This window comes from Sphingomonas sp. 179-A 2A2 NHS, from assembly GCF_045371305.1.
Classification (GTDB): domain Bacteria; phylum Pseudomonadota; class Alphaproteobacteria; order Sphingomonadales; family Sphingomonadaceae; genus Sphingomonas.
Genome location: NZ_JBIQDE010000004.1, coordinates 346,801 through 370,877 on the forward strand (window position 1 = coordinate 346,801; position 24,077 = coordinate 370,877).

Genomic DNA, 24,077 nt, shown 5'->3' on the forward strand with positions numbered 1-24,077 from the left:
GCGATCACGCGATATGCGCATGGCAAACGGGATACTTGTCGGAATCGCGCGCCATGCGCGATCGCGAGCACCCATGGAGGTGCTGACCAATGCCGAGGTGACGCCCGAGGGCGGCATCGTCGGTGATTTTCGCGGCGCAATGAAGGGCAAGCCGTACAGGCGGCAGATCACCCTGATCGAGCGCGGCGACTGGGACCGGGCAATGGCGGATGTCGCGCACGCCATCAGCTGGGAAGAGCGGCGCGCGAACCTGCTGGTCGACGGCCTCGACCTGCCGCAGACGGCGGGTTGCCGGGTGCGGATCGGCGCGCACGTGGTCCTGGAGATCACGCGCGAATGCGATCCGTGCGAGCGGATGGAGGCGCTGGCCGATGGATTGCGCGCGGCGCTGACCCCCGACTGGCGCGGCGGCGCCTGCGCGATGGTAATAAGCGGCGGCCATATTGCCGTCGGTGATGAAATCAGGATCGAGGAATCATGGCCAAGTCATTCCGAACGCTCGACGACATCGGTGACATCCGCGGCAAAAAGGTACTCGTCCGCGAGGACCTGAACGTCCCGTTCGCCGACGGGCATGTCACCGACGACACGCGGCTTCGCGCCACCGTTCCGACCGTTAGCGAACTCGCCGACAAGGGCGCGATCGTGCTGATCCTGGCGCATTTCGGCCGCCCCAAGGGCGTGCCGAGCCCCGAATTGTCGCTGGCGCAGATCGTCAAGCCCTATGAGGCGGTGCTGGGTCGCCCGGTGCGCTACATCGACTGGGAAGGCGACGCGGCGAATGTCGCGATGCTGCAGCCGGGCGATATCGCGGTGCTGGAGAACACGCGCTTCTTCGGCGGCGAGGAAAAGAACGATCCGGCGGTGGTCGACCGCTTTGCTGCGCTGGGCGACATCTACGTCAACGACGCTTTTTCGGCGGCGCACCGCGCGCATGCCTCGACCGAGGGGCTGGCGCACAAGCTGCCGGACTATGCGGGGCGCGCGATGGAGGCGGAGCTCGACGCGCTGCAAAAGGCGCTGGGCGAGCCGGAGCATCCGGTGGCCGCGGTGGTCGGCGGCGCCAAGGTGTCGACGAAGCTCGCCGTGCTGAAGCACCTCGTCGGCAAGGTCGATCACCTGATCATCGGTGGCGGGATGGCCAACACCTTCCTGGCGGCGCGCGGCGTCAATGTCGGCAAGAGCCTGTGCGAGCATGACCTGACCGGCACCGCCGACGAGATCATGGAAGCGGCCGATCGCGCCGGCTGCACCGTCCATCTGCCCTATGACGTCGTGGTCGCGACGGAGTTCAAGCCCAACCCGCCGACGCGCACCGTGAACGTGCATGAGGTGGCCGCGGACGAGATGATCCTCGACGTCGGGCCGGCCGCCGTCGAGGCGCTGGGCGACGTGCTGAAGAATTGCCGGACGCTGGTGTGGAACGGGCCGCTGGGCGCGTTCGAGACGCCGCCGTTCGATGCGGCAACGGTGGCGCTGGCCAAGACGGCGGCAGCGCTGACAGTGGACGGCAGCCTGGTATCGGTCGCCGGTGGCGGCGACACGGTGGCGGCGCTGAACCACGCCGGCGTGGCGGACGATTTCACTTTCGTCTCGACGGCGGGCGGCGCGTTCCTGGAATGGATGGAAGGGCGCGAGCTGCCCGGCGTCGCGGCGCTGATGCGGAAGTAACTCTCCCGCGACGACGCTGAACCGCGAAAAGGCTCCCGTTCCGCCGCAGGAACGGGAGCCTTTTCGTTCAGGCGGCGAGGGCGCTTGGCTTCGACACCCCACGGATCATGTCTGCTGCCTTTTCGGCAATCATGATGGTCGGTGCGTTGGTGTTCGACCCGACCAGCGTCGGCATGACCGACGCGTCTACGACCCGGAGCCCTTGCAGCCCACGAACCCGGAGCTGCTCGTCCACCACGGCCATCTTGTCTCCGTCGGTGCCCATTTTGCAGGTACCCACCGGATGATAGATGGTCTCGGCGTTCGCCCGGACCCATGCATCGATCTCATCGTCCGACTGAACCGAGCGGCCTGGCGCAAATTCCTCGCCCCGATAGGGATCGAGAGCTGCCTGGTAGGCGACCTCCCGGCCGATGTGGACGCAGTCGCGCATGACTCGCCGGTCGACCTCGCTCGCTAGATAATTGGCATAGATGAGCGGATCGGCAATCGGATCACTGGACCCTAGCGTGATCCGACCCCGGCTTTCCGGTCGAAGCTGGCAGAGGTGAAGCGAGAAGCCGTCAGCCTTCACGCGAGTCTTGCCATGATCCTTCATGATTGCGAGCACGCCGTGGATCTGGACATCAGGACGCGACAAGCCTTCGCGCGAGCAGATGAACGCGCCTGATTCCAGGAACTGCTGGCGGCCGAGCCCCGTGCCGCGGGTGAGATATTCCAAGCCGACGCGCAGCTGCCGCAGCCCCTTGGTAGAGGAGAAAGCGGTCATCAGCCCGCGGCTGTACCAACTCATGATGATGTCGAGGTGGTCCTGCAGATTTTCGCCGACGCCATGGAGGTCATGGACCGGCTTTACGCCAACGTCGCGGAGAGCGGCGCCGTTGCCGATGCCGGACAGTTGCAGGATGTGCGGGCTCTGCACTGCACCGGCGCACAAAATAGCTTCGCCGTCGACCTCGACGCGCTGGATCGTCTTGTCCTTGATATAGTCCACTGCCACAGCGCGGCCGCCCGACGTGACCACTCCCATGGTGCGCGCATCGGTGATGACCGTCAGGTTCTTGCGCTCCGAAACAGGCCGCAGATAAGCGGCGGCCGTCGACCAGCGCTGCCCGTTGGCGATCGTCAGGTCGTAACGGCCAAAGCCCTCCTGATTGGCGCCGTTGAAATTGTCGCAGACCGGGTAGCCGGCCTGGCGCCCTGCCTCGATCAGCGCGTCATGAAAGGGGCTGTCGCTTTCCCCGCCGGAGATCGTCAGCGGGCCGTCTGCGCCATGCAAGTCGTCGATCCGGTGGTGACCCTCCAGCTTGCGGAAATAAGGAAGCACATCCTCCCATGACCACCCGGTGAGCCCAAGCTGCCGCCATTCGTCGAAATCCTGTGGGTGTCCGCGGGTGTAGACCATGCCGTTGATCGAGGACGAGCCGCCCAGGCCGCGGCCGCGCGGCCACCATAAGCGGCGGTTATTGAGGTGCGGCTCCGGCTCGGTCCAGAAGCCCCAGTTGTGCTTGCCCTTGGCCTTGATGAGGCTGCCAACGCCCGCCGGCATCCGGACCAGAAGTTCCTTGTTCGCGCCGCCGGCCTCAAGTAGGCAGACGCTAACGGCCGGATCCTCGCTCAGGCGTGCCGCGAGCGTGCAGCCGGCCGAGCCACCGCCGATGATGACATAATCAAAACCCGGCATCTTCCCCTCCACTTTGCATTATTCCCTCCTGATTCCGGGGGACTGCTATGACCTTGATGGTAACCGAGATCGACCTGCCTCCGCCACCCTGACAGGTTGGCGGGCTCTATGGCGTGAGGACGATCTTGCCGACCATCTGGCTGTGCTTCATTGCCTCGAACGCGGCACGCCAGTCAGCAAGCGGATACTCGGCGTGTACACGGGGACGGATCCGCCCTTCTTCCGCCAAGCGCCAGATGGCGTCCTGATTTTCCCGACCCTTATCCGGAAACTGACGGCCATACTCTCCCGCCCGAACGCCGATAACGGAAAAGCCCTTGATCAGCGGCATGTTCGTGGAGACGGTTGCGATCCGCCCCGAGGTGAAGCCCACCACGCATAGACGCCCGCCAAAGGCGATCGCGCGCACCGACTCGTCGAACACGTCGCCGCCGACGGGATCATAGATGACATCCGCGCCCTGGCCGGTCAGTTCCTTTACCGCGTCACGAAAGCCGGGGGCGGGCAGGGTGGCGTCTACCGGGTAGGATTGCTGAAGGATCCGCAGCTTCTCCTCTGACCGGGATGTTGCGATCACCCTGGCGCCGAGGGCCCTTGCAAGATCCACTGCCGCGAGGCCGACACCGCCAGTCGCGCCGTGAACCAGCACCCATTCGCCGGGCTCGACCTTAGCCAGGCGCACAAGCGCGACGTAGGCGGTTAGATACGCCGCGCCGACACCGGCGGCCTCCGCGAAGGAGAGATGCGCCGGCTTGCGCCGCACGGCGGTCGCATCAACAGAGACGAGTTCTGCAAATCCCCCGAGCCGAGTGCCAGCGACGACAGCTGCGCCCGGCTCGAATCCGTCGCCTGCCAGTACCTCGCCAGCGATCTCCATACCCGGCGAGAATGGAAGCGGCGGCTTCAGCTGGTATTCGCCCCGCGTCATCAACAGGTCGGGAAAGTTGAGCGCTGCCGCTTTCACGCGGATCAGAACCTGCCCGGGCGCGGGCGCAGGCTCCGGAACGTCGACAAGCCCGGTGCCGGAGAGATCCGGCGACAGGTTCGATACCACCAGTGCTCTCATGCCGATTCAGGCTTCGCGACCATGATATCGAGCAGCGAGTCGAACAACGTGCCCATGTCGAGATGGGGAGCGTGCACCTTGCTCAAGCCCAGGGTGATGAGGCCGTAGGCGCGAACCTCCGCTTCTGCCCGGGTGAAGCCGATCTGCATCAGATTACGAGCGAGGAAGTCGAGCATCAGCGCGTCGTGGCGCTGCACCGCCTCGCGCGCTCGCGGATCGCTTTCGGCCCACGCACGCATCGCGACCGCAAGCCGGGAGGATCCGCGCCGCCGCACCGTCTGTCCCAGCAGGCGAATGCGCCCGATCGGGTCCGGCGTCGCGCGTTCCAGCGCGGCGATCAGGTCGCTTACCTGGTCCTCGGCGAAATAGGCCGCGAGCTTGCCCTGGTAATCATCGAAGTCGCGGAAATGATGGTAGAAGCTGCCTGTGGAGACCTTCAGCTCCTCCGCCAGCGGGCGAAGCTTCAACGCCCTCAAGCCGCCCCGACGAAGCAGTGACTGCCCCGCTTCCAGCCAAGCCTGAGGCGTGAGGTCGGGGCTGCGAGATGCCGAAGGAGTCCGAACGGAAACAACTGGCTGCACGCTTGACATCCCATCTACCATAACGAAGGTTATGCTGGAAATCCGCGCCGGTAAAGGGCCGGTCGGGGTGAGATTCTTGGAGAGGTTTGGAAGCAATGGCCGACGCTTACATCATCGACGCCGTCCGCACGCCGCGCGGGATCGGGAAGCAGGGCAAGGGCGCGCTGGCGCACATGCACCCGCAGCATCTCGCCGCCACCGTGCTGAAGGCGCTGAAGGAGCGCAACAACCTGAACACGGCCGAGGTGGACGACATCATCTGGTCGACCAGTTCGCAGCGCGGCAAGCAGGCTGGCGACATGGGCCGCATGGCGGCGCTGGACGCGGGCTATGACGTCAAGGCATCCGGTACCACGCTGGACCGTTTCTGCGGCGGCGGCATCACCGCGGTGAACTTCGCCGCGGCGCAGATCATGAGCGGCATGGAAGATTGCGTCATCGCGGGCGGCACCGAGATGATGAGCCTGACTGCGGCGATGAGCCAGGAGGACATGGAGAGCGGCAAGCCGCCGCTGGGCATGGGTTCGGGCAACGAGCGGCTGAACCTGAGCCATCCGCAGTCGCACCAGGGCATTTGCGGCGACGCGATCGCCAGCATGGAGGGCTTCACCCGCGAGCAGCTCGACAATGCCGGCCTCGAGAGCCAGCAGAAGGCCGCCAAGGCGATTGCTGAGGGCCGGTTTAACAAGTCGATCGTGCCGGTGGTGGACGATGACGGCAACGTCGTCCTGGACCATGACGAATTCCCGCGTCCGCAGACCACCGCGGAAGGACTTGCGAGCCTGAAGCCGTCGTTTGCGGCGCTTGCGGACATGCCGTACAACAAGTCGGGCGACACGTTCCGCAAGCAGATTAATCGCAAGTATCCGGACCTGGAGATCCAGCATTTCCACCACGCCGGCAATTCGTCGGGCGTGGTGGATGGCGCGGCGGCCGTGCTGCTGGCGTCCAAGGAATATGCCGAAAAGATGGGCTGGAAGCCGCGGGCGCGGATCGTGGCGATGGCGAACGTCGGCGATGATCCCACGCTGATGCTGAATGCGCCGGTGCCGGCGGCGAAGAAGGTGCTGGAGAAGGCGGGCCTCAAGAAGGAGGACATCGACCTGTGGGAGATCAACGAGGCGTTCGCAGTGGTTTCCGAGAAGTTCATCCGCGATCTTGAACTGCCGCGTGACAAGGTGAACGTGAACGGCGGCTCGATTGCACTCGGCCACCCGATCGGCGCGACCGGATCGATCCTGATCGGCACGATCGTCGACGAGCTGGAGCGCCAGGAAAAGCGCTACGGCCTGGTCACCATGTGTGCCGCAGGAGGCATGGCGCCGGCGATCATCGTCGAACGCCTGGCCGCCTGATCGAAGCACGTAAGATGCCGCGAGCGGGCCGAAAGTGCCCGCCGCGGTGGAGGGAATAATGACGCATCCGTACAAGCACGCCGCCGCCACGCCCGACAAGCCCGCCTATATCATGGCGGGTTCCGGAGAGACGGTCACCTTCTCCCAGCTCGACACGCGCGCGAACCAGGGCGCGCATCTGATCCGATCGCTCGGCCTGAAACGGGGTGACGCAATGGCGATGATGATGGATAATTCGCCGCGCTATTTCGAAGTTGCCTGGGCAGCCGAACGTGCTGGCGTCTACCTCACCTGCATCTCGTCCAAGCTGATGGCGGGGGAGGCGGAGTACATCATCCGCGATGGTGAATGTCGGGCGTTCGTTGCGTCGAACGGAACGGCGGCTTGTGCGGAAGCGCTGTTGCCCATGATCGGCGACCTTGACCGGTTCATGGTCGATGGCGCGATCGAGGGATATCAGAGTTGGGAGGAAGCGTGTGCCGCGCAGCCGACCACTCCGATCGCGGATCCTTCCCCGGGCCAGATCATGCTTTATTCGTCGGGCACCACCGGCAAACCCAAAGGCGTCCGCTTCGCTCTGCCGGAGGAACCCTATGGCGAGAACGTCTCGCCGCTGATGATGATCGGACAAGGGCTGTACGGCTTCAACCCGGACATGGTCTACCTCTCGCCGGCGCCGCTTTACCATGCGGCGCCGCTGCGCTGGTCGATGGCAGTCCAGCAACTTGGTGGCACGGTCATCGTGATGGAGCGCTACGATCCGGAGAAAGCGCTGGAAGCGATCCAAACCTACAAGGTGACGCACGCGCAGTGGGTTCCTACCCATTTCATCCGCATGCTGAAGCTGCCGAAGGAAGTGCGCGAGAAATATGACGTTTCTTCGCTGAAGGCGGTCTGGCACGCTGCCGCGCCCTGTCCGATCCCGGTTAAGGAAGCGATGATCGAATGGTGGGGCCCCATCATCGGTGAATATTATGCCGGGACCGAGGGCAATGGCTTCCACAACATCCTGTCGCCCGAATGGCTGACCCATAAGGGATCGGTCGGCCGGAACCTGACCACGATCACCCACGTCTGCGACGAGGACGGCAATGAAGTGCCGCCGCGTACCGAGGGAACGATATACTTCGAGGCGCCGGTGACGGAGCTGAACCCCACCGGGGCGGCGCCGTTCAGCTATCACAACGATCCCGAGAAGACGAAGGACAGCACCAACGCCAAGGGCTGGACGACGTTGGGTGACGTGGGCTGGATGGATGAGGAAGGCTATCTCTACCTCACCGACCGCAAGAGCTTCATGATCATTTCGGGCGGGGTAAACATCTATCCGGCCGAGATCGAGAATTTGCTGATCACGCATCCCAAGGTGGCCGATGTGGCGGTGATTGGCGCGCCGCACGAGGAAATGGGCGAGCAGGTGGTCGCGGTGATCCAGCCGAAGGATCCGGGCGCGGATGACGAAGCATTGGCAAGCGAACTCGCCGAATTTGCGCGCGCGAACCTCAGCCACGTGAAATGCCCGCGCCGGTGGGACTTCCGCGCCGAGCTGCCGCGTCATGACACCGGTAAGCTCTACAAGCGGCTGCTCCGCGACGAATATTGGGGCAAGACCAAGCCCGCCGAGACGGCGCCGTCTCCTTCGGAGCAGGCGGCATGAGCTTCAACTTCGGTGACCTGATCGAGGCGGTCGGGGCCGCCGTGCCGGGTGACCGGGTGGCGCTGGCCCATGGCGAGCAGGTAATCGACTGGGATGGGCTCCGCATCCAGTCGAACAACCTGGCGCGCGCCCTGATCCATCGCGGTCTCCAACCCGGAGACCGCTTCGCCTTTTACGCTTATAATTCAGCTGACTATTTGATTGCGTTGATGGCGTGCTGGAAGGCGCGCGGCACGCACGTCAACGTCAACTACCGCTATGTCGCGGACGAGCTTGCGTACATCCTGGCCGACAGTGACGCGGCGGTGCTGGTCTATGATGCACGGCTGCGCGATTGCGTGTCCGAGGTGGTCGATCGATCGCCGTTGGTGCGCACCTATGTGGAGATTGGTGGCGATAGCGCGCCGCCCGCCTACGCTGAAGCGTTCGATGATCTGATTGCTGGCGACGGTGCGCCGCTCGGCATCGCACGCGATCCGCAGGACCGGTTCTTCATCTACACCGGAGGCACCACCGGCATGCCGAAGGGCGTAGTGTGGACCCATGCGGACCTGAACGCCATCGCCCACGGTGCGGCGGCAGCGGCAGGACTTCCGGTGCCGACCTCGGTGGAGGAGGCCGCGGCATTCGCGGCGGCCAATCCGGATTATCCGCGCACCGTTTGTGGTCCACCGCTGATGCACGGCACCGGCCTGCTCACCTCCTACGGTTCGCTGCTTGCCGGTGGCTTCGTTGCCACCCTGCCGAGCCGCAGCTTCCAGCCGACAGAGGCGCTGGATGCCATCCACCGCTGGAAGGCGAATCGGCTGGTGGTGGTGGGCGACGCCTTCGCCCGACCGATCCTGGAGGCGCTCGATGCCGAACCCGGGCGGTGGGACGTGTCATCGATGCAGCTTATCAATTCGTCCGGCGTGATGTGGACGCAAGGCGTGAAGGACGGGCTGATCCGCCACATGCCCGGCGCGACTTGCCAGGACAATTTCAGTTCGTCCGAAGCAATCGGCATGGGCGTGTCACTGACCACTAAGGATGGCACGGTGGAAACGGCAAAGTTTGTCGTGGGCCCGCGCTGCCGGGTGCTGGACGATGATGACAAGGATGTGGTGCCCGGATCGGGGGTGACGGGCAAGGTGGTGCTCGGCCCGCCTAATCCCGTCGAATATCACAAGGATCCTGAAAAGAGCGCGCGCACTTTCCGCGTGATCGACGGACTGCGATACACCGTGTCTGGCGATTACGCGCAGGTGGCGGAGGACGGCAGCGTCATACTGCTCGGCCGCGGCTCCGCCTGCATCAATTCGGCCGGAGAAAAGATCTTCCCGGAAGAAGTCGAGGAAGCGCTGAAGCTTTGCCCAAAGGTCGAGGATGCGCTAGTTTTCGCCATGGCGGACCCGAAATGGGGCCAGGCGGTCGCGGCAGTCGTTCAGTCATCGGCCGGCTTCGACGAAGATGTGACCCGGGACTCGCTTCGCACCCGGCTTGCCGGATACAAACTGCCGAAGCTGATCGTGGCAACCGACCAGTCGCTGCGCGCACCAAACGGCAAAGCGGACTATGCGCGGGCCAAGCAACTCGCTGGTGTTGCCTGACGGCACTAAATTCTTTCGCAATGCTGACATGTCGGTTCAGCCGACAGTCGCCACGGCTCGTCCATAAGGGTTTCATCAGCAGGGCCGGCAAAGTGCGCCGGCAGTGGAGTGAAATCAGAATGGGTAGGAAGATCTTGGCGGCGCTGCTCGCTGCGGCGTCGATCATGCCAGCAGCAGCCGTCGCGCAGGACCGCGGCGGGCCGCGGATGGAGCGCGGTCAGGGTCGGCCGTCGGGCGGCTTCGGCGCGCCGCAGCGTCAGGCGCGGCAGGGCGGCGGCTGGCAGCAGCGGGGCGAGCGGCCACAATCGTTCGCACCGCGCGCGCAGCGCCCTGGTGGGTTCGAGCAGCGTCAGCCGCGCGCTCAGAATGAAGCGCCGATCCCGCGCTTCCAGGGGCAACGCCCCGAGGGGCCGCGCGGTGATAGCGGGCCCCGAGGCTTTGATCGGCCGCAACCTGGGCCTGGCGCTGTGACGCCCACTCAGCCGCGATTGCCGCGCGAACGAGTGGACACGCCGCTCGGCGCGCGCCCGGACGGCTGGAACCGTGGACCTGATGGTCGCAGCGGCGCACGGCCCGATCGTCAGCCAGATCGTCGCTTCGACGCACAGCGTGGCTGGGACCGCAGCGGCGCCGACCGGAACGACCAACGCCGTTGGGATCGGGACCGCCGCGACCGGGTCGATGCTAATCGCTGGTATGGCGGTCGCGACGAGCGTCGCGGCTGGAACTCCGATTGGCTTTACAACGATGGCCGCGGGTGGAATCGCGATTGGCGACGTGACACGCGCTACGATTGGAATCGCTGGCGCGCCACCAACCGAAATGCCTTCCGCCTGCCGCGTTATTATGCGCCGTCCGGCTGGGACTATGGCTATCGCCAGTTTGGCATAGGCGCGGTGTTGTCATCGGTTCTGTTCGCCCAGAACTACTGGATCAATGATCCGTGGGCCTATCGTCTGCCGGAGGCGGACGGTCCCTATCGCTGGGTGCGCTACTACAATGATGCGCTGCTGGTAGATGTCTACTCGGGTGAAGTGGTCGATGTGATCAACGACATCTTCTGGTAGGTTCGTAACAAACTGATGTTCGTCCGGAGGAGCGGTGGTTGGCGGAAGCCGGCCACCGCCCCTTTGGCGTCAGGCGTCCAGGCTGCGGCCAAGCGACGCGTTGACGACGCCGCCGTCCACCACGAGCGTATCGCCGACGACATAATCGCTGGCGCGGCTCGCGAGGAAGATCGCGGCACCCGCCATGTCGGCTTCATTGCCGATGCGCTGCATCGGAATGCCTTTGGCCACTTCATCACCGTGATCGCGCGCGGCCCGATTCATCTCGCTAGCGAAGGCGCCGGGCGCGAGGCTGGTGACGATGATCGCATCCTTGATCAGTCGCGCCGCCATCCGCTTGGTCAGATAGATCAACGCAGCCTTCGATGCGTGATAGCTGTATGTATCCCAGGGGTTCAGCCGCAAGCCGTCGATGGAGGTGATGTTGATCACCTTGGAGGGCTTGTCATAGCTTGCCTCGGCTTTCAGCAGCCCGTGCAATGCTTGGGTCAGGAAAAACGGGGACTTGACGTTCAGGTCCATCACCTTGTCCCAGCCGCTTTCCGGGAACTCCTCGAACGGCACGCCCCAGGCGGCACCTGCGTTGTTCACCAGGATGTCGAGATGATCTTCCCGCTCCGCGATTGCTGCGGCCAAGGCGCGGCAGCCTTCCACGGTCGAGATGTCCTGCGGCAGGGGGATGCAGTTTGACCCGAGTTCGGCCGCGGTCTCCTCGCACGCCGCCACCTTGCGTGAGGAAATGTACACCTTGGCACCTTGTTCGATGAAGCCGCGCGCGATGATCTTACCGATCCCGCGGCTGCCGCCGGTGACGAGGGCGGTGCGGCCCTCGAGGCTGAAGAGATTATTGAAGCTCATCATTTCACTCCCGTTCCATCGCGCGCCTAGCGCGGCGTCCGACGACGAGCAACCGCCCTACCGCAAATTCGAACCGTGACAGATTGACGTGGATAAGTGCCATACTATGCTGCCGAAAAAACGAGATGATAGGATCGAGGATGCGGTTTTCGGGTAAGCGAGCCGTCGTCACTGGCGGGGCTTCCGGCATCGGGCGCGCCACCGCGCTCCGCCTGGCGGAGGAGGGCGCTGATGTGTGGATCGGCGATATCGACGAGGCGGCGGGACAAGACCTTGCTGCCACTTCCAACGGCAAGATCAGCTTCCGCCGCTGCGACGTCACTGAGGCGGACGACATTCGAACGCTGATGGAGGCGGCCGACTCGGCCGGTGGGCTCGACGTGTTGTTCAACAACGCCGGCGCGGGCGGAGCCCCGGAGAAGATTGACGAGATCTCGCCGGAGGATTGGGACCGCACACAGTCGTTGCTGCTGCGCTCCGTTGCGCTCGGCATTCGCTATGCCGCGCCGCTGATGGCGAAGCGCGGCGGCGGGGCGATCGTGAACACGTCGTCGGTATCGGCGCTCGGCACCGGATATGCGCCGACCGCATATTCCACCGCCAAGGCCGGCGTCCTGCATCTCTCGAAGATGGCGGCAGCCGATCTTGCCAAGATCAACGTGCGTGTGAACGCGGTGATACCCGGCTTCATCACGACCAATATCTTCACCCGGCATCTCGAGGTGCCGGAGGAGCAGCGCGAGCGCGCCAATCAGATAATCGCCCAGGTTGCCGCGAAGGCGCAGCCTGTGGCGCGCGCGGGGCGGCCAGAGGATATCGCGGCTGCCGTGGCCTATCTGCTGAGCGATGAAGCAGGTTTTGTCACTGGCACCCATCTGGTGGTGGACGGCGGTATCACGATCGGCACGCGGCCGAGCTGGGATCCGGAACAGCCCGGGCTCTTTGCGGCCTTGGAGTCGTTTCTGTGAGCGCCTCGATCGCAACCGGAGCCGCCGTCGCCACTCCGACGAGCGTGCCGCCTAGCCCCAGGCGGCTGCGCGGTCGCACGATGGCCAGCTATGGTTTCGGCGCAGCTGCGTACGGCGTTAAGGACTCGGGCTTCGGCACCTTCCTTCTTCTGTTCTACAATCAGGTGATCGGCGTGCCGGCGGCAACCGTCGGGTTCGTGATCATGCTGGCGCTCATCATCGATGCTTTCATCGATCCGACGGTAGGCATGCTCTCCGATCGCACGCAGACGCGGTGGGGACGGCGCCATCCTTGGCTCTATGGAGCGACGCTCCCAATCATGCTCGGCTGGGTGTTGCTGTGGAACCCGCCCGAGGGTTCGCAAGCGATGGTGCTTGGCTGGTTGTTCGTCATGGCAGTGCTCGTGCGAAGTGCGGTCAGCGCCTATGAGGTGCCTAGCCAGGCGATGGCTGCGGAGCTCAGCTCCGATTATGACGAGCGTACCCGCATCATGGCCTATCGCTTCCTGTTCGGGTGGGCTGGCGGCCTCATCATGCTGATTGCGGCTTATTGGATCTTCCTTTCCCCCACACCGGAGTTCCCGAACGGGCTGCTCAACCGCGCGGGATACAAGGGCTTCGCTATCGCTGGCGCGCTGTTCATGGGCGTCGCGATCCTTACGTCCGCGCTCGGCACGCATCGGGAGATCCCGAACCTTCCCAAGCCAGTGTTGGAGAAGCAATCGCTCGGAAAGCACTTCGCGGATCTGCGCGAGACGCTGCACAATCGCGCGTTCCTGATCCTGATGCTGGCCGGCCTCTTTGTGTTCACCAACCAGGGGATCACCTATGCGATCTCCAATTACCTTTACACGTACGTGTGGCGCTTCACGGCGGTGTCGATCGGTTCTCTGACGGTGCCGACGTTCGTGCCGCTAAGCTTCTCGCTGTTCGGCGGCGTGCTGGTTGCTTTCGTCGTTGCGCCCCGGCTCGGGCAGGTTGCAAGCAAGCCGAAGGTTGCCTCGACTGCTGCGATCCTGTCGGTGGCGATCGGCACTGCGCCTTACTGGTTACGGCTTGGCGGGATGTTCCCAACGCCGGAAAACCCGGCCATGTTGCCGATCCTGTTTGCGATGCTGGCGATCGCGACGGCGGCCAGCGTGACGGCGCATATCCTGGGTTCGTCCATGATGGCGGACGTGGTGGAGGATTCGGAACAGCGCACCGGTCGCCGATCGGAAGGCGTGTTCTTCGCCGGCGGCTTTTTCATCCAGAAGTGCACCAGCGGCGTCGGCATCTTCCTGACCGGCCTGATCCTAGCCGTCGCCAACTTCCCGGCAAAGGCGATCCCCGGGCAGGTTCCGGTCGGCGTGATTGATCGTCTGACGATCATCTACATCCTGGCTGCAACCACCCTGGCTTTGGCCGCCGCGTTCACTTACCGCGCGTTCCCGTTCGGGCGAGCGGAACATACAGCGCGGCTGGAGGCATTGAGGATGCAGGCGCTCGATTCGGAGCGGATCGAACCGGTTCCCTGAGCTGAAAACGGGCGGGTTTTGCCGTGAAGAGGCGACGAAACGACCGTTCGTCGGCGCGCAAACACCGTTCACCGGTTTCGGTTCCCCCGCGGCTTGGTATTTTTTCCTGACCTTCGTAGCTGCACTGCAACAGTCAACTTCGTGACCGGGGGGTCGCAGTGCAGTTCAAGAAGTTCACGGCGCGTGCAGCGCTGGTGCTATCGTGCGGCCTGATGACCGCTACTGGCGCCAATGCCCAGTTCTGGCAATGCGCGCCTTATGCTCGGGAAATCTCGGGCATCCAGATCCGCGGCAATGCCAACACCTGGTGGGGTCAGGCCGCGGGCCGCTACGAGCGGGGCAACCAGCCGAAAGTCGGCGCCGTCCTCTCCTTCCAGGCCACGCGCCGCATGCGCGTCGGACATGTCGCAATGGTCAGCCGCGTGGTGAGTGATCGTGAGATCCTGCTCACCCATGCAAACTGGTCGCGCCGCGGTGGCATCGAGCGTGACGTGCGCGCGATCGACGTGTCGCCGAACGGTGACTGGAGCATGGTGAAGGTGTGGTATGCGCCGCAGGGCGGGCTCGGCACTTCCGATTATCCCACCAACGGCTTCATCTATTCAGACCATACACCGGCCGGTACGCCCACCATCGGCGGATCCGACGCAGATGAGACCCGCATCGCGAACCTTGCGATTGCCACATCGGCGTCAGTCCCGATGAAGGGCGCGGTGACGATCGAGCCGTAAGCCCGCTCAGGCGGGGCGGAAGGTCATCGCCACGCCGTTCATGCAATAGCGTTTGCCGGTGGGCCTGGGCCCATCGTCGAATACATGGCCCAGATGGCCGCCGCAGCGGCGGCAGTGGACTTCCGTCCGTGTCATGCCGAGCGTGCTATCACGGCGGGTAGCGACCGCATTGGCGAGCGGCGCCCAGAAGCTTGGCCAACCTGTGCCGCTTTCGAACTTGGTTCGCGACGAGAACAGGGGCTGCGCGCATCCGGCGCACAGGAAGGTACCGGCTCGTTTCTCGTCGTTGTTCGGACTCGAATAGGGCCGTTCGGTCGCTTCCTTGCGAAGCACATCATAGGCAGCGGGCGGTAGCTTGGACCGCCACTGCGCGTCCGTCAGCCTAAACGGAAATTTCTCCGACGCTGCTTGAGCGGGATCAGCCCCGCACGCGCTGACCGCAGCCGCGATGGTGCCGCTCCCAAGCGCGATCAGGGCGCGGCGGCGATCAATCAGATGGTCCATCTTCAGAATATAAGCTTCGCAAGCGCGGCAGACAGTGGCGCATAGGGGAATTTGCTGCGGCCGCCGCAACTCGCGTGCTAAGCTTGCAACCATGCTGGACACTGTCTCCCCCGCCGCGATGATTGCGGGCATGGCTGCTCGTGCACGTGTCGCCGCGCACGACCTGGCTCGCACAACCACGGATCAGCGCCGCGCTGGGCTCCGTGCCGCTGCATCGGCGCTGCGCGACGCGGCGGACAGGATCATCGCTGCCAATGCCGTGGATGTTGCCCGCGGCGAAGCGACTGGGCTGAGTGGCGCGCTTCTCGATCGCTTGCGGCTTGATGCTGGAAGAGTGGCCGCCATGGCGGCAGGAGTTGAGACGGTCGCATCGCTCGCTGATCCCGTCGGCCAGGTGATCGACACGGTGACCAGGCCCAACGGCTTGGTTCTGTCGCGAGTCCGGGTCCCGATCGGCGTTATCGGCATCATCTATGAGAGCCGCCCGAACGTGACTGCGGATGCAGCGGCGCTTTGCGTCATGTCCGGCAATGCCGTGATCCTCCGCGGTGGATCCGAAGCGGTCGAGAGCAACGCCGCAATCCACGAGGCGCTGTGCGAAGGGTTGATAGCCGCGGGCCTACCCGCCGGCGCGGTGCAGCGTGTCGCCACCACTGACCGCGCCGCAGTCGGGGCGTTGTTGGCGGCGGAGGGCGCGGTCGACCTTGTCGTACCGCGCGGTGGCAAGAGCTTGGTCGCCCGCGTGCAAGCGGAAGCGCGGGTGCCGGTGCTCGCGCACCTCGACGGCATCAACCATGTCTTCGTCCATGGTTCGGCCGATCCGGCGATGGCGGAGCGCATCGTTGTCGACGCGAAGATGCGCCGTACCGGTATCTGCGGTGCGATGGAGACGTTGCTGATCGACGCCGCTTTCGCCGAGCCCGAACGGCTGGTCACAGCGCTCGCTAACGCCGGCTGCGAAGTACGCGGAAACGCGCGCATTTCGGCGCTCACCGGCGCCACGCTAGCCTCGGAGGCCGACTGGGACACCGAGTATCTCGACGCCCTTTGCGCGGTCGCGATTGTTGAGGGGCTGGACGGCGCGATCGATCACATCGCGCGTCATGGTTCCCACCACACGGACGCGATTGTTGCTGAGGATCAGGCCGTCGCGGAGCGCTTTCTGGCTGAAGTGGATTCGGCGATCGTCCTGTGGAACGCCTCCACCCAGTTTGCAGACGGGGGCGAGTTCGGACTGGGCGCAGAGATCGGGATTGCCACCGGGCGCTTGCATGCGCGCGGGCCGGTCGCGCTGGAGGGACTGACCACTTACAAGTGGATCGGCCGCGGAACAGGGCAGGTTCGCGGCTGATCCACCACTTCTTGGTCGTTCAGCGGGGCAGGTCAAAGATCAGCAAGGTCGAGGTGGCGGTGGCGCAGAGCTTGTTCTGGCTATGGTGTAGCGTTGCTTCGGCGAAGGCCACCCGACGACCCATGGAGACGATCCGGCCTTCGGCGCGCACCCGGCCGCTCTTCTCGGAGAGGCCGCGGTGATAGGCGATCTTCAGTTCGAGCGTGGAGTAGCCTTGGCCAGGGCGCATCTGGGAGTGGACCGCCACTCCGCAGGCGCTGTCGAGCAAGGTCGCCGCATAGCCGCCGTGGACCGATCCGAGCGGATTGAAGACGCTGCCGTCCGGCTCGCCTTCGAAGATGGCGGTGCCGCGCGTCACCTCGACAAGATCGATGTTCATCCGTTGGTTCATTGGCGGGCGCTGCCCGGCCATTAGCATGGACTGCAATTGTGCGAGACCATCCAGCTCGGCCGCTTCCTCATGCATCGACAAATCCTTCGTCTGTTTGGTGCAAAGCCCACAGGTTCAGCGGTACCGCGAGGCCACGTCGCGCCGGGACAGTCCCGGTGCCATGGCGAGGCGGGCTGACTGCATGGCCTGCCACTGGGTCTCGTCCGGCAGCGGCGGGATGGTGACGGTCTCGCCGCGATCGAAACCGACCAGCGCTGCGTCGACCAATTCGCCGGCATCCATGACGATTTCAGCGGGGAAGGCGTTCACGTCCTTGCCCGATCGCTCCCAGATCTCGGTGCGGGTCGCGCCGGGCAGAACGGCCTGAACGTGGACGCCCTTGTCGCCGACTTCACGGCTGAGGCCCTGGGTCAAGTTCAGGATGTAAGCCTTTGTGGCACTGTAAGTCGCCTCGAAGGCCTCCGGCGCCAGGGCGATCGTAGAGGAGAGATTGATGATCGCGCCGCGGTTGCGGGCGACGAAGGCCGGCAGGGCCGCGCGGGCCAAGAGGGTGGGGGCGGTGACGTTGATGGCGATCAACTGTTCGACCGCCGAAACCGGCGTATCGATGAGGGACCGTTCGAATGCGATACCGGCGTTGTTGACGAGCATCGTCAGCGTCTCGTCGGCGGTGATCCGCTGTTCCACGCGGGCAAGTTGAGTGCGATCGGCAAGATCGGCCTGGAGAACCTCGGCGTTGATGCCGGCTTCCGCGCGTAGTTTGCCAGAAACCGCTTCTAAGCGGCTGAAATCCCTCGCAACAAGGATGAGATCGTAGCCGCGTTTCGCTAGGCGATCGGCGTAGATGGCGCCGATGCCGGTGGAGGCGCCAGTGATGAGTGCAGTGCCTTGAGCCATGGCTCGTTCTCCTTCGAGCAGCGTATCGCATACTCGTATATGATGGCCGTCATATTATATGATGCTCATCATCTGTCGAGTCATACCTGTGTATGGCGAACTTGGCGGTGCCCTCACGGGGCGTACAATGGCGGTCGAAAAGCGGTTTGCGATGGGCGACAATGGAAGCCGATGGAGTTTGATGTGATAGGCGTGGCGCGTGATGGCAGCGGAATGGCTGGCGAAATGACGGCGAAGGACCGGACCCGCGCCCGAATCCTGGATGAAGCGGCCAGTGCGATGCGGGAGCGCGGTTCTGACGGGATCGGGGTCGCTGCGCTGATGAAGCGCGCCGGGCTGACGCATGGCGGCTTCTACGCCCATTTCGAGAACCGGGATGACCTGGTCTGCCACGCGGTCGATCGCATGTTCCGCGATTCGGCGGAGATCCTGAGACAGCATCTGGGACAGGAGGATGCGGCCCGTGGGCTCGCCGCGTTGATCGACGCTTATCTGTCGGACGAGTTGCTGCAGGCCGCGGACCGGGGATGTCCGCTGCCCGCGCTGAGCGGGGAAGCGATGCGCATGCCGGCGGCGGCCCGGGATCGGTTTCGCGAGGGGATCATCGCCTTTCGCGGAGCGCTGGCGAAGTCATTTGCGACGCTGGGGCTCCCGGAGCCGGACGCGCTCGCGGCGTCCGTTCTGGCGGAGATGGTAGGCGCAATGGCGCTTGCCCGGGCGCTGGGTGGCGATATGGCGGCCACGCAGCTTGCCGCGTCGCGTGAGGAGATCAAGCGGCGGCTGGAACTGGCGGCGTCAGACGGCGGCGCTTGATGAGGCCGCTGGTTCGCCGCGGCCGGTGATGAGGCGGAAGAAGCGCGGGACCGCGCCGTTGCGATCCATCCATGCGCTGTATTCCCGGTAGGCGGGATCGGCGAGCAGGTGCCGTTCCTCGGTGCGGGCGCGCCAGTAATAGATACCGCTGACGGCGCCCAAGATGATCGTCGCGCGTGCCGCGTCCACCAGCGAGCCCGTCGACAGGATCGGGATGGTCGAGATCCACCAGAACAGGTTCTTGGTGAGATACGCCGGATGGCGTGACCATGCATAAGGACCGTGGGTGAGGATGCCACGGTTGGTGAGGTTCGAGAAGCGCAGGCCGAAGGCGACCGTCGCCCAGGCATAGATGCCGGTGAGCACCACCAGCACCGCGCCGGTCAGCGCCAGCAGCAGCGGGTGGCCCTGCAGCCAATAGGTCCATTCCGCGGTGCCGGGATGATAGTCGAGCGGGCCCCCGGTATCCATCAGCAGGAAGGGCGGATAGCAGATGAGCGCTGCCATCCACCCGGCAGCATAAGGATTGGCGGTGCGGATATGCGCATCGAGCGGGCGCATCGTCAGCATGTAGCCGACGCTGGCGAAGGCGACGTCGATCACGAACATGAAGGTGATCAGCCACTGCGCCAGGGCCACCGGATCGGCGAGGATGCCGAAGGTGGGCGTGCGCACGAAATCACCGAAGCCCGGCGGCACGATCGCCAGCATGAAGGCGAGGAAGAAGGCCTTCACCCCCCAGGCGCGCAAGTGATTGTAGATCACCTCCGGCTCCGCGGTGCCGGTGTGCGTCAGCCATGCGCCGAACGCCCAGGCGCCGTCGCGCGGATCGACCAGCCGGCGATCCAACCAGATGACATAGGGGATGGAGACGAGGAACAGCCAGGGTGCCGCCGTGCCGAAGCACCACATGGCGAACTGGAAATTGCCTTCCCAATAGAAGCGCCCGGTGGCGTAGATGAGGGCGATCGCGGCCCAGGTTGCCCATAGCCCGACGAGCTTGATGAGGCTGATGTCGATCGTTTCGCGCAGCGGGCGGGCGTTTGCCCAGTCAATGCCCGTGGAGGGGTTGCGGTGCACCTTGTCGACGAGGAGCGACCACAGCACCATCGGGATGCCGCAGGCGAGGAGGTTCACCAGCGCTGCATAGGGCCCGTCCATGCCGTAATGGCGCGCGATCGCGATCCAGACGATGACGCCGGCGAGCCCCGCCAGCCCGACACCGTGCGACACCGCGGAGGCGGGACGTGAGTCGGCCCGCTCGGCGCTCGCGAAAGTGGCATCCTGGTACATGCACCGTGCCCCTAGCGCACAATCGTAAGGATCGCGTGAAAGAAGCGCTCGCGCAGCGTGGCGGCTGCTCCTACATCCGCCGCCATGTACCAGTTCGACATCGCCGCCGACGACAAGGCAGAGCTTTACCGGGACATCCTCTCGGCGCTCGACGCGCTGACCGCAGACGAGCCAGACGCGATCGCCAACATGGCCAATGCCGCTGCCTTATTGTGGCAGTATCTGCCGGACCTGAACTGGGCGGGCTTCTATCGGCTGGTGGGCGATGAGCTGGTGCTCGGGCCGTTCCAGGGGAAGCCGGCGTGCATCCGCATCGCAATCGGCAAGGGCGTCTGCGGCGCGGCAGCGGCGACGCTGGAGACGCAGCTGGTGGCGGACGTCCACGCCTTCCCAGGACATATCGCGTGCGATGCGGCCAGCGCGTCCGAACTGGTGGTGCCGATCGTGAAGCAGGGGCGGCTGATCGGCGTGCTCGATCTCGACAGCCCGCTGCCCGGCCGCTTCGATGCGGCGGATGCGGAAGGCGGCGAGCGGATCGCGGCGCTGCTCGCGGACCGGATCGGCTGAGGATCAGCGGTCGCCGGCGTCCGCCGCGCGCAAAGTTTCGAGGAACACGGCGCGCTGCGCGTCGAAGGCGCGGCGGTAGGCGGGCCGTGCCGCGCCACGTGCGATATAGTCGGCGAGGCTGGGGAAGCGGGCGAGGAGGTGACTGCCCTCCAGCCGGCGAAGCACAGTGATCATCAGCAGATCGCCTGCGGTGAAGGCGTCCTCCAGCCAGGCGCGGCGGCCGAGGCAGGCGGAGAGTTCGCCGAGGCGGCGGTCGACCCGCTCCTCGAGCATTGGCAGGCGCTCCGCCGCCCACGGGCGATCGCCCTCTAGGAGATGCGCCATCTCCAGTTCGACGATCGGCGGCTCGAGCGTGTTCAGCGCGCTGAACATCCAGTTGATCGCGCGGGCACGGCCGGCCCCCTCTGACGGAAGCAGGCCGGCGTGGCGCTGCGCGACGTGCAGCACGATCGCGCCGGATTCGAAGAGGGCGACGTCGTCCTCTTCAAAGGTGGGGATCTGGCCGAAGGGGTGGAGCGCGCGGTGCGGCGGCTGCTTCATTGCGGCGAAGGACAGCAGCCTGACGTCATAGGGTTGGCCGACCTCTTCGAGCGCCCAGCGAGCGCGCATGTCGCGCGCCTGCCCCCGGCCCTTGTCGGGCGAAGCGGCAAAAGCGGTGATGGTGATCGTCATCGCGAGCGTTCCTGTCGTCCCCCGGCGGGGTGTCTCTTCGCAGGACGCGCCCCAATTCGGGACGGGTACGGCGGTGGCGAGCACCCGAACCCAATGGTAAGTAAAAGGTTAAAATAGCGGGTGCGGCGCGGTCCACCGTGCATTTCGGGAGGCGAATTGATGCGAAACCTGTTGGTCACCACTGCCATGGTGTCGATGGCGATCGCCAGCGGCGCGACGGCGCAGGAACGGGTGGTCGTTCGCGGTCCGGCGCCTGCCGCCACCACGCCCGCCGCCGCCACGCCGGCGCCGACACGGCCGGTGGCGACGCCGCGGCCGGTGAGCGCCCCGCAGCCGCAGAACGGGCGCACCTGGACCACGACGACTGCAACGCCGAGCGCGGGCAACTGGCAGCGACCGCAGCGCCCGGCGGGGTGGAACAATGGCCGGCCCGGCGCCAACGGCCCGCGCTGGGGCGGGCGCATCCAGGGCCGCTGGTGGGGCGGCGCGCGCGCGCCTGGCGGCTGGGGCGCCTATCACCGGCCGGTGCGCGGCTGGACGCTGCCGAGCTATTGGATCGCGCCGCGCTGGTATGTGAACGACTGGGCGGGATATGGCCTGCCGCAGCCGCCCGTCGGCTATACCTGGTCCCGCTATTACAATGACGCGGTGCTGATCGATGATCGCGGCGCCGTGTACGACACGATCGGCGGGATCGACTGGGATCAATATGATCCGGAAGGCGTGGACTACACCTTCTACGATGACGGCAATCTGCCCGGCTATAGTGGCTATACCTCTTCTCCGCCGCCGCCGGCACGCGCCGGTGCGCCTTACGATTATCCGCGCGAGAGCAATGGCGTTGCCGGCGCAGCAGTGGGCGCGGCGATCGGTGGCGTCGCGGGCGCAGCGATCGCGGGACGGGGCGACCGGCTGGGCGGGGCGCTGATCGGCGGCGGCGTGGGCGCGCTGACCGGATATGCGGTGGAAAAGTCGGCCGACCGCGGCCGGCGTGCGCCGCCGCCGCCGCCACCGGCTTATGGTGCGGGATATCCGATGCCTGCCGTGGGCACGCGTGCGCCGTCACCGCCGCCGGCTTATGGGCCGGGATCGGCACCCATGCCGGCAATCGGCACGCGGGCGCCCTCCGCCCCCGCGCCGATCGTGACGGCCGGCCCGGGGACAACCGTCGTCACCACGACGACCACCAGCGGACCGCAGGCGACGCCGGGCTATTATGCCAACGGTTATTATTATCCGGGCACCAGCGTGACGACGGTGACGGTGCAGAGCCAGCCGACGGTGACGACCACCACGACCGAAACCTGGGACGATGCCGTGACGTACACGCGCTCGCGCCGGGGCGCGCGTTAGGCGCGACGATTAGACGGGCGATGTCGCGGCGGCTGAGCCGCGGCTGATCCCGGAAACGAGCTTGTCGGGGGGCAAGGGGGCGTCGTTCCGCGATCTGCGGTACGGCGCCTTTCCTATTTACTCAGCGGCGAGGCGCGCGGCCGGCGAAGGTGACGATGCTCTCCGCGCCGTTGGGGCCGATCGCCGAGACGCCGAAGAAGTGATCGTCGACCGAGACTTCCTTCAGCACCAGCTGAGTCGCGCCGGCAACCTCGCGATCGTCCGTCCAGGCCGGCTTGTCGTTGCGCCGCCAGTGGATCTTGTAGCGCGTGGCGCCGGGCACCGGCTGCCAGGCGACATTGGTGTCGCGGGTCAGCTCTCCGGCGACGCTGACGCCCGCCGGCGCGGCGGGGGCGGCGGCGAGCTGCGCGATCGTGGCGACGTTGATGGCCGTGACGCGCGCGAGATAGGGGAAGTCCATCCCTTCGATCGTGTCACCATAGACGCGGCCGTTCTCGGTACGCAGATCCTGGTGCTGGCGATCCCAATTCTCGGCACCCACGGTGAAGCGGACGGCGGGATAGCCCTGGCGCAGGAACGGTTCATGATCGCCGCCGCGGCCGAAGCGATCGGGGCGGCGATCGACGAAGACGTCGAACTTGCCGGGCAGCGTATCGGCGATGCCGTCGATCGCCTTGGCCAGCGCGCGGCTGGGGCCATCGTCCTCGCCGCCGATGGCGCGGCGCTCCATCGCCTCGGCCAGGCTTTCGCTGGCGCGGACACCTTCGGAGAAGACGCGCACGCGATCGGCGACTCGCAGGCCGTTCTGGCCGATCGAATTGCCGACGATATCGTTGTTGAGCATCGCATCGACCTGCCAGCCGCGCGCCTTGGCGGTCTCGGCCAGCAAGGTGGCGCCGAGCAGGCCCTGCTCCTCGCCCGAAAAGGCGACGTAGACGATGTTGGCGGCGAACTTCTCCTTCGACAGGATGCGCGCGGCCTCCAGCACCAGCGCAACGCCGCTGGCGTCGTCATTCGCGCCGGGGGCGTCGGAGGTCACGTCCATCACGTCGCTGACGCGGCTGTCGATATGGCCGCCGACGATGATGAAGCGGTTGGGATCGGTGCCGCGCTGGATGCCGAGCACGTCCTCGATCACGACGCCGTTGGGCGCGCGGGCGTTGACGAAGCGGCGCTGCAGGCGCTCGACCGTGATGCAACCGCCGCAGGCCGCGCCGATGCGCTCGAATTCGGACGCCACCCAGTTGCGCGCGGCGCCGATGCCGCGCTTCGGATCGGTCGCCGAAGAAAGCGAGTGGCGGGTGCCAAACGAGACGAGCTTCTCCACCGAGCCACGCAACCGATCGGGCGAGGGCGTGTCGCGTGCTGCAGCAGGGGTGGCGAGGAGCAGGGTGGCGAAGGGAATGGCGGCGGGCGAAATGCGGATCATGCCGGCTTGGTGGCGGCAATTGCGTGATCAGACAAGGTTCATTTGACGCGGTGGCCGATTACC

23 protein-coding genes are annotated in these 24,077 nt (G+C 65.5%); 13 read left to right on the forward strand and 10 right to left on the reverse strand.

Annotation, left to right across the window (positions count from 1 at the left end; all coding sequences use genetic code 11):
• Window positions 1-73 precede the first annotated feature (73 nt).
• The gene (locus ACH0AE_RS11145; protein ID WP_406875741.1) at window positions 74-553 is read left to right on the forward strand and encodes an MOSC domain-containing protein; all 480 of its coding nucleotides are present in this window, start codon (window positions 74-76) and stop codon (window positions 551-553) included.
• Window positions 478-1,671: a phosphoglycerate kinase gene (locus ACH0AE_RS11150; protein ID WP_294442744.1), complete on the forward strand. Its 1,194-nt coding sequence runs from the start codon at window positions 478-480 to the stop codon at window positions 1,669-1,671. The genes ACH0AE_RS11145 and ACH0AE_RS11150 overlap by 76 nt, the downstream gene beginning before the upstream one ends.
• Window positions 1,672-1,738: 67 nt before the next feature.
• On the opposite strand, the gene ACH0AE_RS11155 is transcribed toward ACH0AE_RS11150, so the two are convergent.
• The 3 genes from ACH0AE_RS11155 to ACH0AE_RS11165 all read right to left on the reverse strand — a co-directional run bounded on the left by ACH0AE_RS11155 (window position 1,739) and on the right by ACH0AE_RS11165 (window position 5,023).
• A complete protein-coding gene (locus tag ACH0AE_RS11155) occupies window positions 1,739-3,355 on the reverse strand; it encodes a choline dehydrogenase (protein WP_294442743.1) in 1,617 nt (538 codons plus the stop codon).
• A gap of 106 nt (window positions 3,356-3,461) precedes the next feature.
• On the reverse strand, window positions 3,462-4,409 hold the full coding sequence (locus ACH0AE_RS11160) for an NADPH:quinone oxidoreductase family protein (protein ID WP_365927824.1): 948 nt from the start codon (window positions 4,407-4,409) through the stop codon (window positions 3,462-3,464).
• Window positions 4,410-4,417: 8 nt separating this feature from the next.
• Window positions 4,418-5,023: a TetR/AcrR family transcriptional regulator gene (locus ACH0AE_RS11165; RefSeq protein WP_406875742.1), complete on the reverse strand. Its 606-nt coding sequence runs from the start codon at window positions 5,021-5,023 to the stop codon at window positions 4,418-4,420.
• A gap of 74 nt (window positions 5,024-5,097) precedes the next feature.
• On the opposite strand from ACH0AE_RS11165, the gene ACH0AE_RS11170 reads away from it, so the two are divergent.
• The 4 genes from ACH0AE_RS11170 (at window position 5,098) to ACH0AE_RS11185 (ending at window position 10,670) form a co-directional block, all read left to right on the forward strand.
• Window positions 5,098-6,357: an acetyl-CoA C-acetyltransferase gene (locus tag ACH0AE_RS11170; RefSeq protein ID WP_294442740.1), complete on the forward strand. Its 1,260-nt coding sequence runs from the start codon at window positions 5,098-5,100 to the stop codon at window positions 6,355-6,357.
• 58 nt (window positions 6,358-6,415) lie between these two features.
• Window positions 6,416-8,014 carry an acyl-CoA synthetase gene (locus ACH0AE_RS11175; protein ID WP_294442739.1) on the forward strand — a complete coding sequence of 533 codons (1,599 nt, stop codon included), beginning with the start codon at window positions 6,416-6,418 and terminating at the stop codon, window positions 8,012-8,014.
• The gene (locus tag ACH0AE_RS11180; protein WP_294442738.1) at window positions 8,011-9,603 is read left to right on the forward strand and encodes an AMP-binding protein; all 1,593 of its coding nucleotides are present in this window, start codon (window positions 8,011-8,013) and stop codon (window positions 9,601-9,603) included. The genes ACH0AE_RS11175 and ACH0AE_RS11180 overlap by 4 nt, the downstream gene beginning before the upstream one ends.
• A 119-nt stretch (window positions 9,604-9,722) precedes the next feature.
• The gene (locus ACH0AE_RS11185; protein WP_406875743.1) at window positions 9,723-10,670 is read left to right on the forward strand and encodes an RcnB family protein; all 948 of its coding nucleotides are present in this window, start codon (window positions 9,723-9,725) and stop codon (window positions 10,668-10,670) included.
• Window positions 10,671-10,739: 69 nt separating this feature from the next.
• Here the strand turns inward: ACH0AE_RS11185 and ACH0AE_RS11190 are convergent, their stop codons facing one another.
• Window positions 10,740-11,528, reverse strand: coding sequence for an SDR family oxidoreductase (locus ACH0AE_RS11190; RefSeq protein ID WP_294442736.1), 789 nt, complete (start codon window positions 11,526-11,528; stop codon window positions 10,740-10,742).
• 140 nt (window positions 11,529-11,668) lie between these two features.
• Between ACH0AE_RS11190 and ACH0AE_RS11195 the strand changes: the two genes are divergently transcribed.
• From ACH0AE_RS11195 to ACH0AE_RS11205, 3 genes are all read left to right on the forward strand, one after another.
• Window positions 11,669-12,496: an SDR family NAD(P)-dependent oxidoreductase gene (locus ACH0AE_RS11195; RefSeq protein ID WP_294442735.1), complete on the forward strand. Its 828-nt coding sequence runs from the start codon at window positions 11,669-11,671 to the stop codon at window positions 12,494-12,496.
• Window positions 12,493-14,013: an MFS transporter gene (locus tag ACH0AE_RS11200; protein ID WP_365927815.1), complete on the forward strand. Its 1,521-nt coding sequence runs from the start codon at window positions 12,493-12,495 to the stop codon at window positions 14,011-14,013. Before ACH0AE_RS11195 ends, ACH0AE_RS11200 begins: the two co-directional genes overlap by 4 nt.
• A gap of 158 nt (window positions 14,014-14,171) precedes the next feature.
• Window positions 14,172-14,744 carry a CHAP domain-containing protein gene (locus ACH0AE_RS11205; RefSeq protein ID WP_406875744.1) on the forward strand — a complete coding sequence of 191 codons (573 nt, stop codon included), beginning with the start codon at window positions 14,172-14,174 and terminating at the stop codon, window positions 14,742-14,744.
• Between the two features lie 6 nt (window positions 14,745-14,750).
• Here ACH0AE_RS11205 and msrB read toward each other — a convergent pair whose 3' ends face one another.
• A complete protein-coding gene (gene msrB, locus ACH0AE_RS11210; protein WP_294442776.1) occupies window positions 14,751-15,248 on the reverse strand; it encodes a peptide-methionine (R)-S-oxide reductase MsrB in 498 nt (165 codons plus the stop codon).
• 91 nt (window positions 15,249-15,339) lie between these two features.
• Here msrB and ACH0AE_RS11215 point away from each other — a divergent pair, with 91 nt between their 5' ends.
• Window positions 15,340-16,599: a glutamate-5-semialdehyde dehydrogenase gene (locus ACH0AE_RS11215; RefSeq protein ID WP_294442734.1), complete on the forward strand. Its 1,260-nt coding sequence runs from the start codon at window positions 15,340-15,342 to the stop codon at window positions 16,597-16,599.
• A gap of 19 nt (window positions 16,600-16,618) precedes the next feature.
• Here ACH0AE_RS11215 and ACH0AE_RS11220 read toward each other — a convergent pair whose 3' ends face one another.
• Window positions 16,619-17,065 carry a PaaI family thioesterase gene (locus ACH0AE_RS11220; RefSeq protein ID WP_406875745.1) on the reverse strand — a complete coding sequence of 149 codons (447 nt, stop codon included), beginning with the start codon at window positions 17,063-17,065 and terminating at the stop codon, window positions 16,619-16,621.
• Between the two features lie 39 nt (window positions 17,066-17,104).
• A complete protein-coding gene (locus ACH0AE_RS11225; RefSeq protein WP_294442732.1) occupies window positions 17,105-17,887 on the reverse strand; it encodes an SDR family oxidoreductase in 783 nt (260 codons plus the stop codon).
• A gap of 171 nt (window positions 17,888-18,058) precedes the next feature.
• Between ACH0AE_RS11225 and ACH0AE_RS11230 the strand changes: the two genes are divergently transcribed.
• Window positions 18,059-18,700 (forward strand): TetR/AcrR family transcriptional regulator, encoded by a 642-nt coding sequence (locus tag ACH0AE_RS11230; protein WP_406875746.1) that lies wholly within the window; start codon window positions 18,059-18,061, stop codon window positions 18,698-18,700.
• Here ACH0AE_RS11230 and ACH0AE_RS11235 read toward each other — a convergent pair.
• Window positions 18,683-19,993: an isoprenylcysteine carboxylmethyltransferase family protein gene (locus ACH0AE_RS11235; RefSeq protein ID WP_294442730.1), complete on the reverse strand. Its 1,311-nt coding sequence runs from the start codon at window positions 19,991-19,993 to the stop codon at window positions 18,683-18,685. The genes ACH0AE_RS11230 and ACH0AE_RS11235 overlap by 18 nt on opposite strands.
• A gap of 84 nt (window positions 19,994-20,077) precedes the next feature.
• Here ACH0AE_RS11235 and ACH0AE_RS11240 point away from each other — a divergent pair, with 84 nt between their 5' ends.
• Window positions 20,078-20,560, forward strand: a complete 483-nt coding sequence (locus ACH0AE_RS11240; protein ID WP_294442775.1) for a GAF domain-containing protein — start codon at window positions 20,078-20,080, stop codon at window positions 20,558-20,560.
• A gap of 3 nt (window positions 20,561-20,563) precedes the next feature.
• Here the strand turns inward: ACH0AE_RS11240 and ACH0AE_RS11245 are convergent, their stop codons facing one another.
• Entirely contained in the window at window positions 20,564-21,232 is a 669-nt protein-coding gene (locus ACH0AE_RS11245) for a glutathione S-transferase family protein (RefSeq protein WP_294442729.1), read from the reverse strand.
• 159 nt (window positions 21,233-21,391) lie between these two features.
• Between ACH0AE_RS11245 and ACH0AE_RS11250 the strand changes: the two genes are divergently transcribed.
• A complete protein-coding gene (locus tag ACH0AE_RS11250; protein ID WP_294442728.1) occupies window positions 21,392-22,585 on the forward strand; it encodes an RcnB family protein in 1,194 nt (397 codons plus the stop codon).
• Window positions 22,586-22,706: 121 nt separating this feature from the next.
• Here ACH0AE_RS11250 and ACH0AE_RS11255 read toward each other — a convergent pair whose 3' ends face one another.
• Window positions 22,707-24,014, reverse strand: coding sequence for a M20/M25/M40 family metallo-hydrolase (locus tag ACH0AE_RS11255; protein ID WP_406875747.1), 1,308 nt, complete (start codon window positions 24,012-24,014; stop codon window positions 22,707-22,709).
• Window positions 24,015-24,077 lie beyond the last annotated feature (63 nt).

Excerpts from the sequence above, each read along its gene's own strand:
- ACH0AE_RS11235 (WP_294442730.1), bottom strand. The coding sequence starts at position 19,993 with ATGTACCAGGATGCCACTTTCGCGAGCGCCGAGCGGGCCGACTCACGT.
- ACH0AE_RS11145 (WP_406875741.1), top strand. The coding sequence starts at position 74 with ATGGAGGTGCTGACCAATGCCGAGGTGACGCCCGAGGGCGGCATCGTC.
- ACH0AE_RS11225 (WP_294442732.1), bottom strand. The coding sequence starts at position 17,887 with ATGGCTCAAGGCACTGCACTCATCACTGGCGCCTCCACCGGCATCGGC.
- ACH0AE_RS11250 (WP_294442728.1), top strand. The coding sequence starts at position 21,392 with ATGCGAAACCTGTTGGTCACCACTGCCATGGTGTCGATGGCGATCGCC.
- ACH0AE_RS11175 (WP_294442739.1), top strand. The coding sequence starts at position 6,416 with ATGACGCATCCGTACAAGCACGCCGCCGCCACGCCCGACAAGCCCGCC.
- ACH0AE_RS11165 (WP_406875742.1), bottom strand. The coding sequence starts at position 5,023 with ATGGTAGATGGGATGTCAAGCGTGCAGCCAGTTGTTTCCGTTCGGACT.
- ACH0AE_RS11170 (WP_294442740.1), top strand. The coding sequence starts at position 5,098 with ATGGCCGACGCTTACATCATCGACGCCGTCCGCACGCCGCGCGGGATC.
- ACH0AE_RS11240 (WP_294442775.1), top strand. The coding sequence starts at position 20,078 with ATGTACCAGTTCGACATCGCCGCCGACGACAAGGCAGAGCTTTACCGG.
- ACH0AE_RS11195 (WP_294442735.1), top strand. The coding sequence starts at position 11,669 with ATGCGGTTTTCGGGTAAGCGAGCCGTCGTCACTGGCGGGGCTTCCGGC.
- ACH0AE_RS11245 (WP_294442729.1), bottom strand. The coding sequence starts at position 21,232 with ATGACGATCACCATCACCGCTTTTGCCGCTTCGCCCGACAAGGGCCGG.
- ACH0AE_RS11185 (WP_406875743.1), top strand. The coding sequence starts at position 9,723 with ATGGGTAGGAAGATCTTGGCGGCGCTGCTCGCTGCGGCGTCGATCATG.
- ACH0AE_RS11180 (WP_294442738.1), top strand. The coding sequence starts at position 8,011 with ATGAGCTTCAACTTCGGTGACCTGATCGAGGCGGTCGGGGCCGCCGTG.
- ACH0AE_RS11230 (WP_406875746.1), top strand. The coding sequence starts at position 18,059 with ATGGAGTTTGATGTGATAGGCGTGGCGCGTGATGGCAGCGGAATGGCT.
- ACH0AE_RS11215 (WP_294442734.1), top strand. The coding sequence starts at position 15,340 with ATGCTGGACACTGTCTCCCCCGCCGCGATGATTGCGGGCATGGCTGCT.
- ACH0AE_RS11150 (WP_294442744.1), top strand. The coding sequence starts at position 478 with ATGGCCAAGTCATTCCGAACGCTCGACGACATCGGTGACATCCGCGGC.
- ACH0AE_RS11220 (WP_406875745.1), bottom strand. The coding sequence starts at position 17,065 with ATGCATGAGGAAGCGGCCGAGCTGGATGGTCTCGCACAATTGCAGTCC.
- ACH0AE_RS11155 (WP_294442743.1), bottom strand. The coding sequence starts at position 3,355 with ATGCCGGGTTTTGATTATGTCATCATCGGCGGTGGCTCGGCCGGCTGC.
- ACH0AE_RS11255 (WP_406875747.1), bottom strand. The coding sequence starts at position 24,014 with ATGATCCGCATTTCGCCCGCCGCCATTCCCTTCGCCACCCTGCTCCTC.
- ACH0AE_RS11190 (WP_294442736.1), bottom strand. The coding sequence starts at position 11,528 with ATGAGCTTCAATAATCTCTTCAGCCTCGAGGGCCGCACCGCCCTCGTC.
- msrB (WP_294442776.1), bottom strand. The coding sequence starts at position 15,248 with ATGGACCATCTGATTGATCGCCGCCGCGCCCTGATCGCGCTTGGGAGC.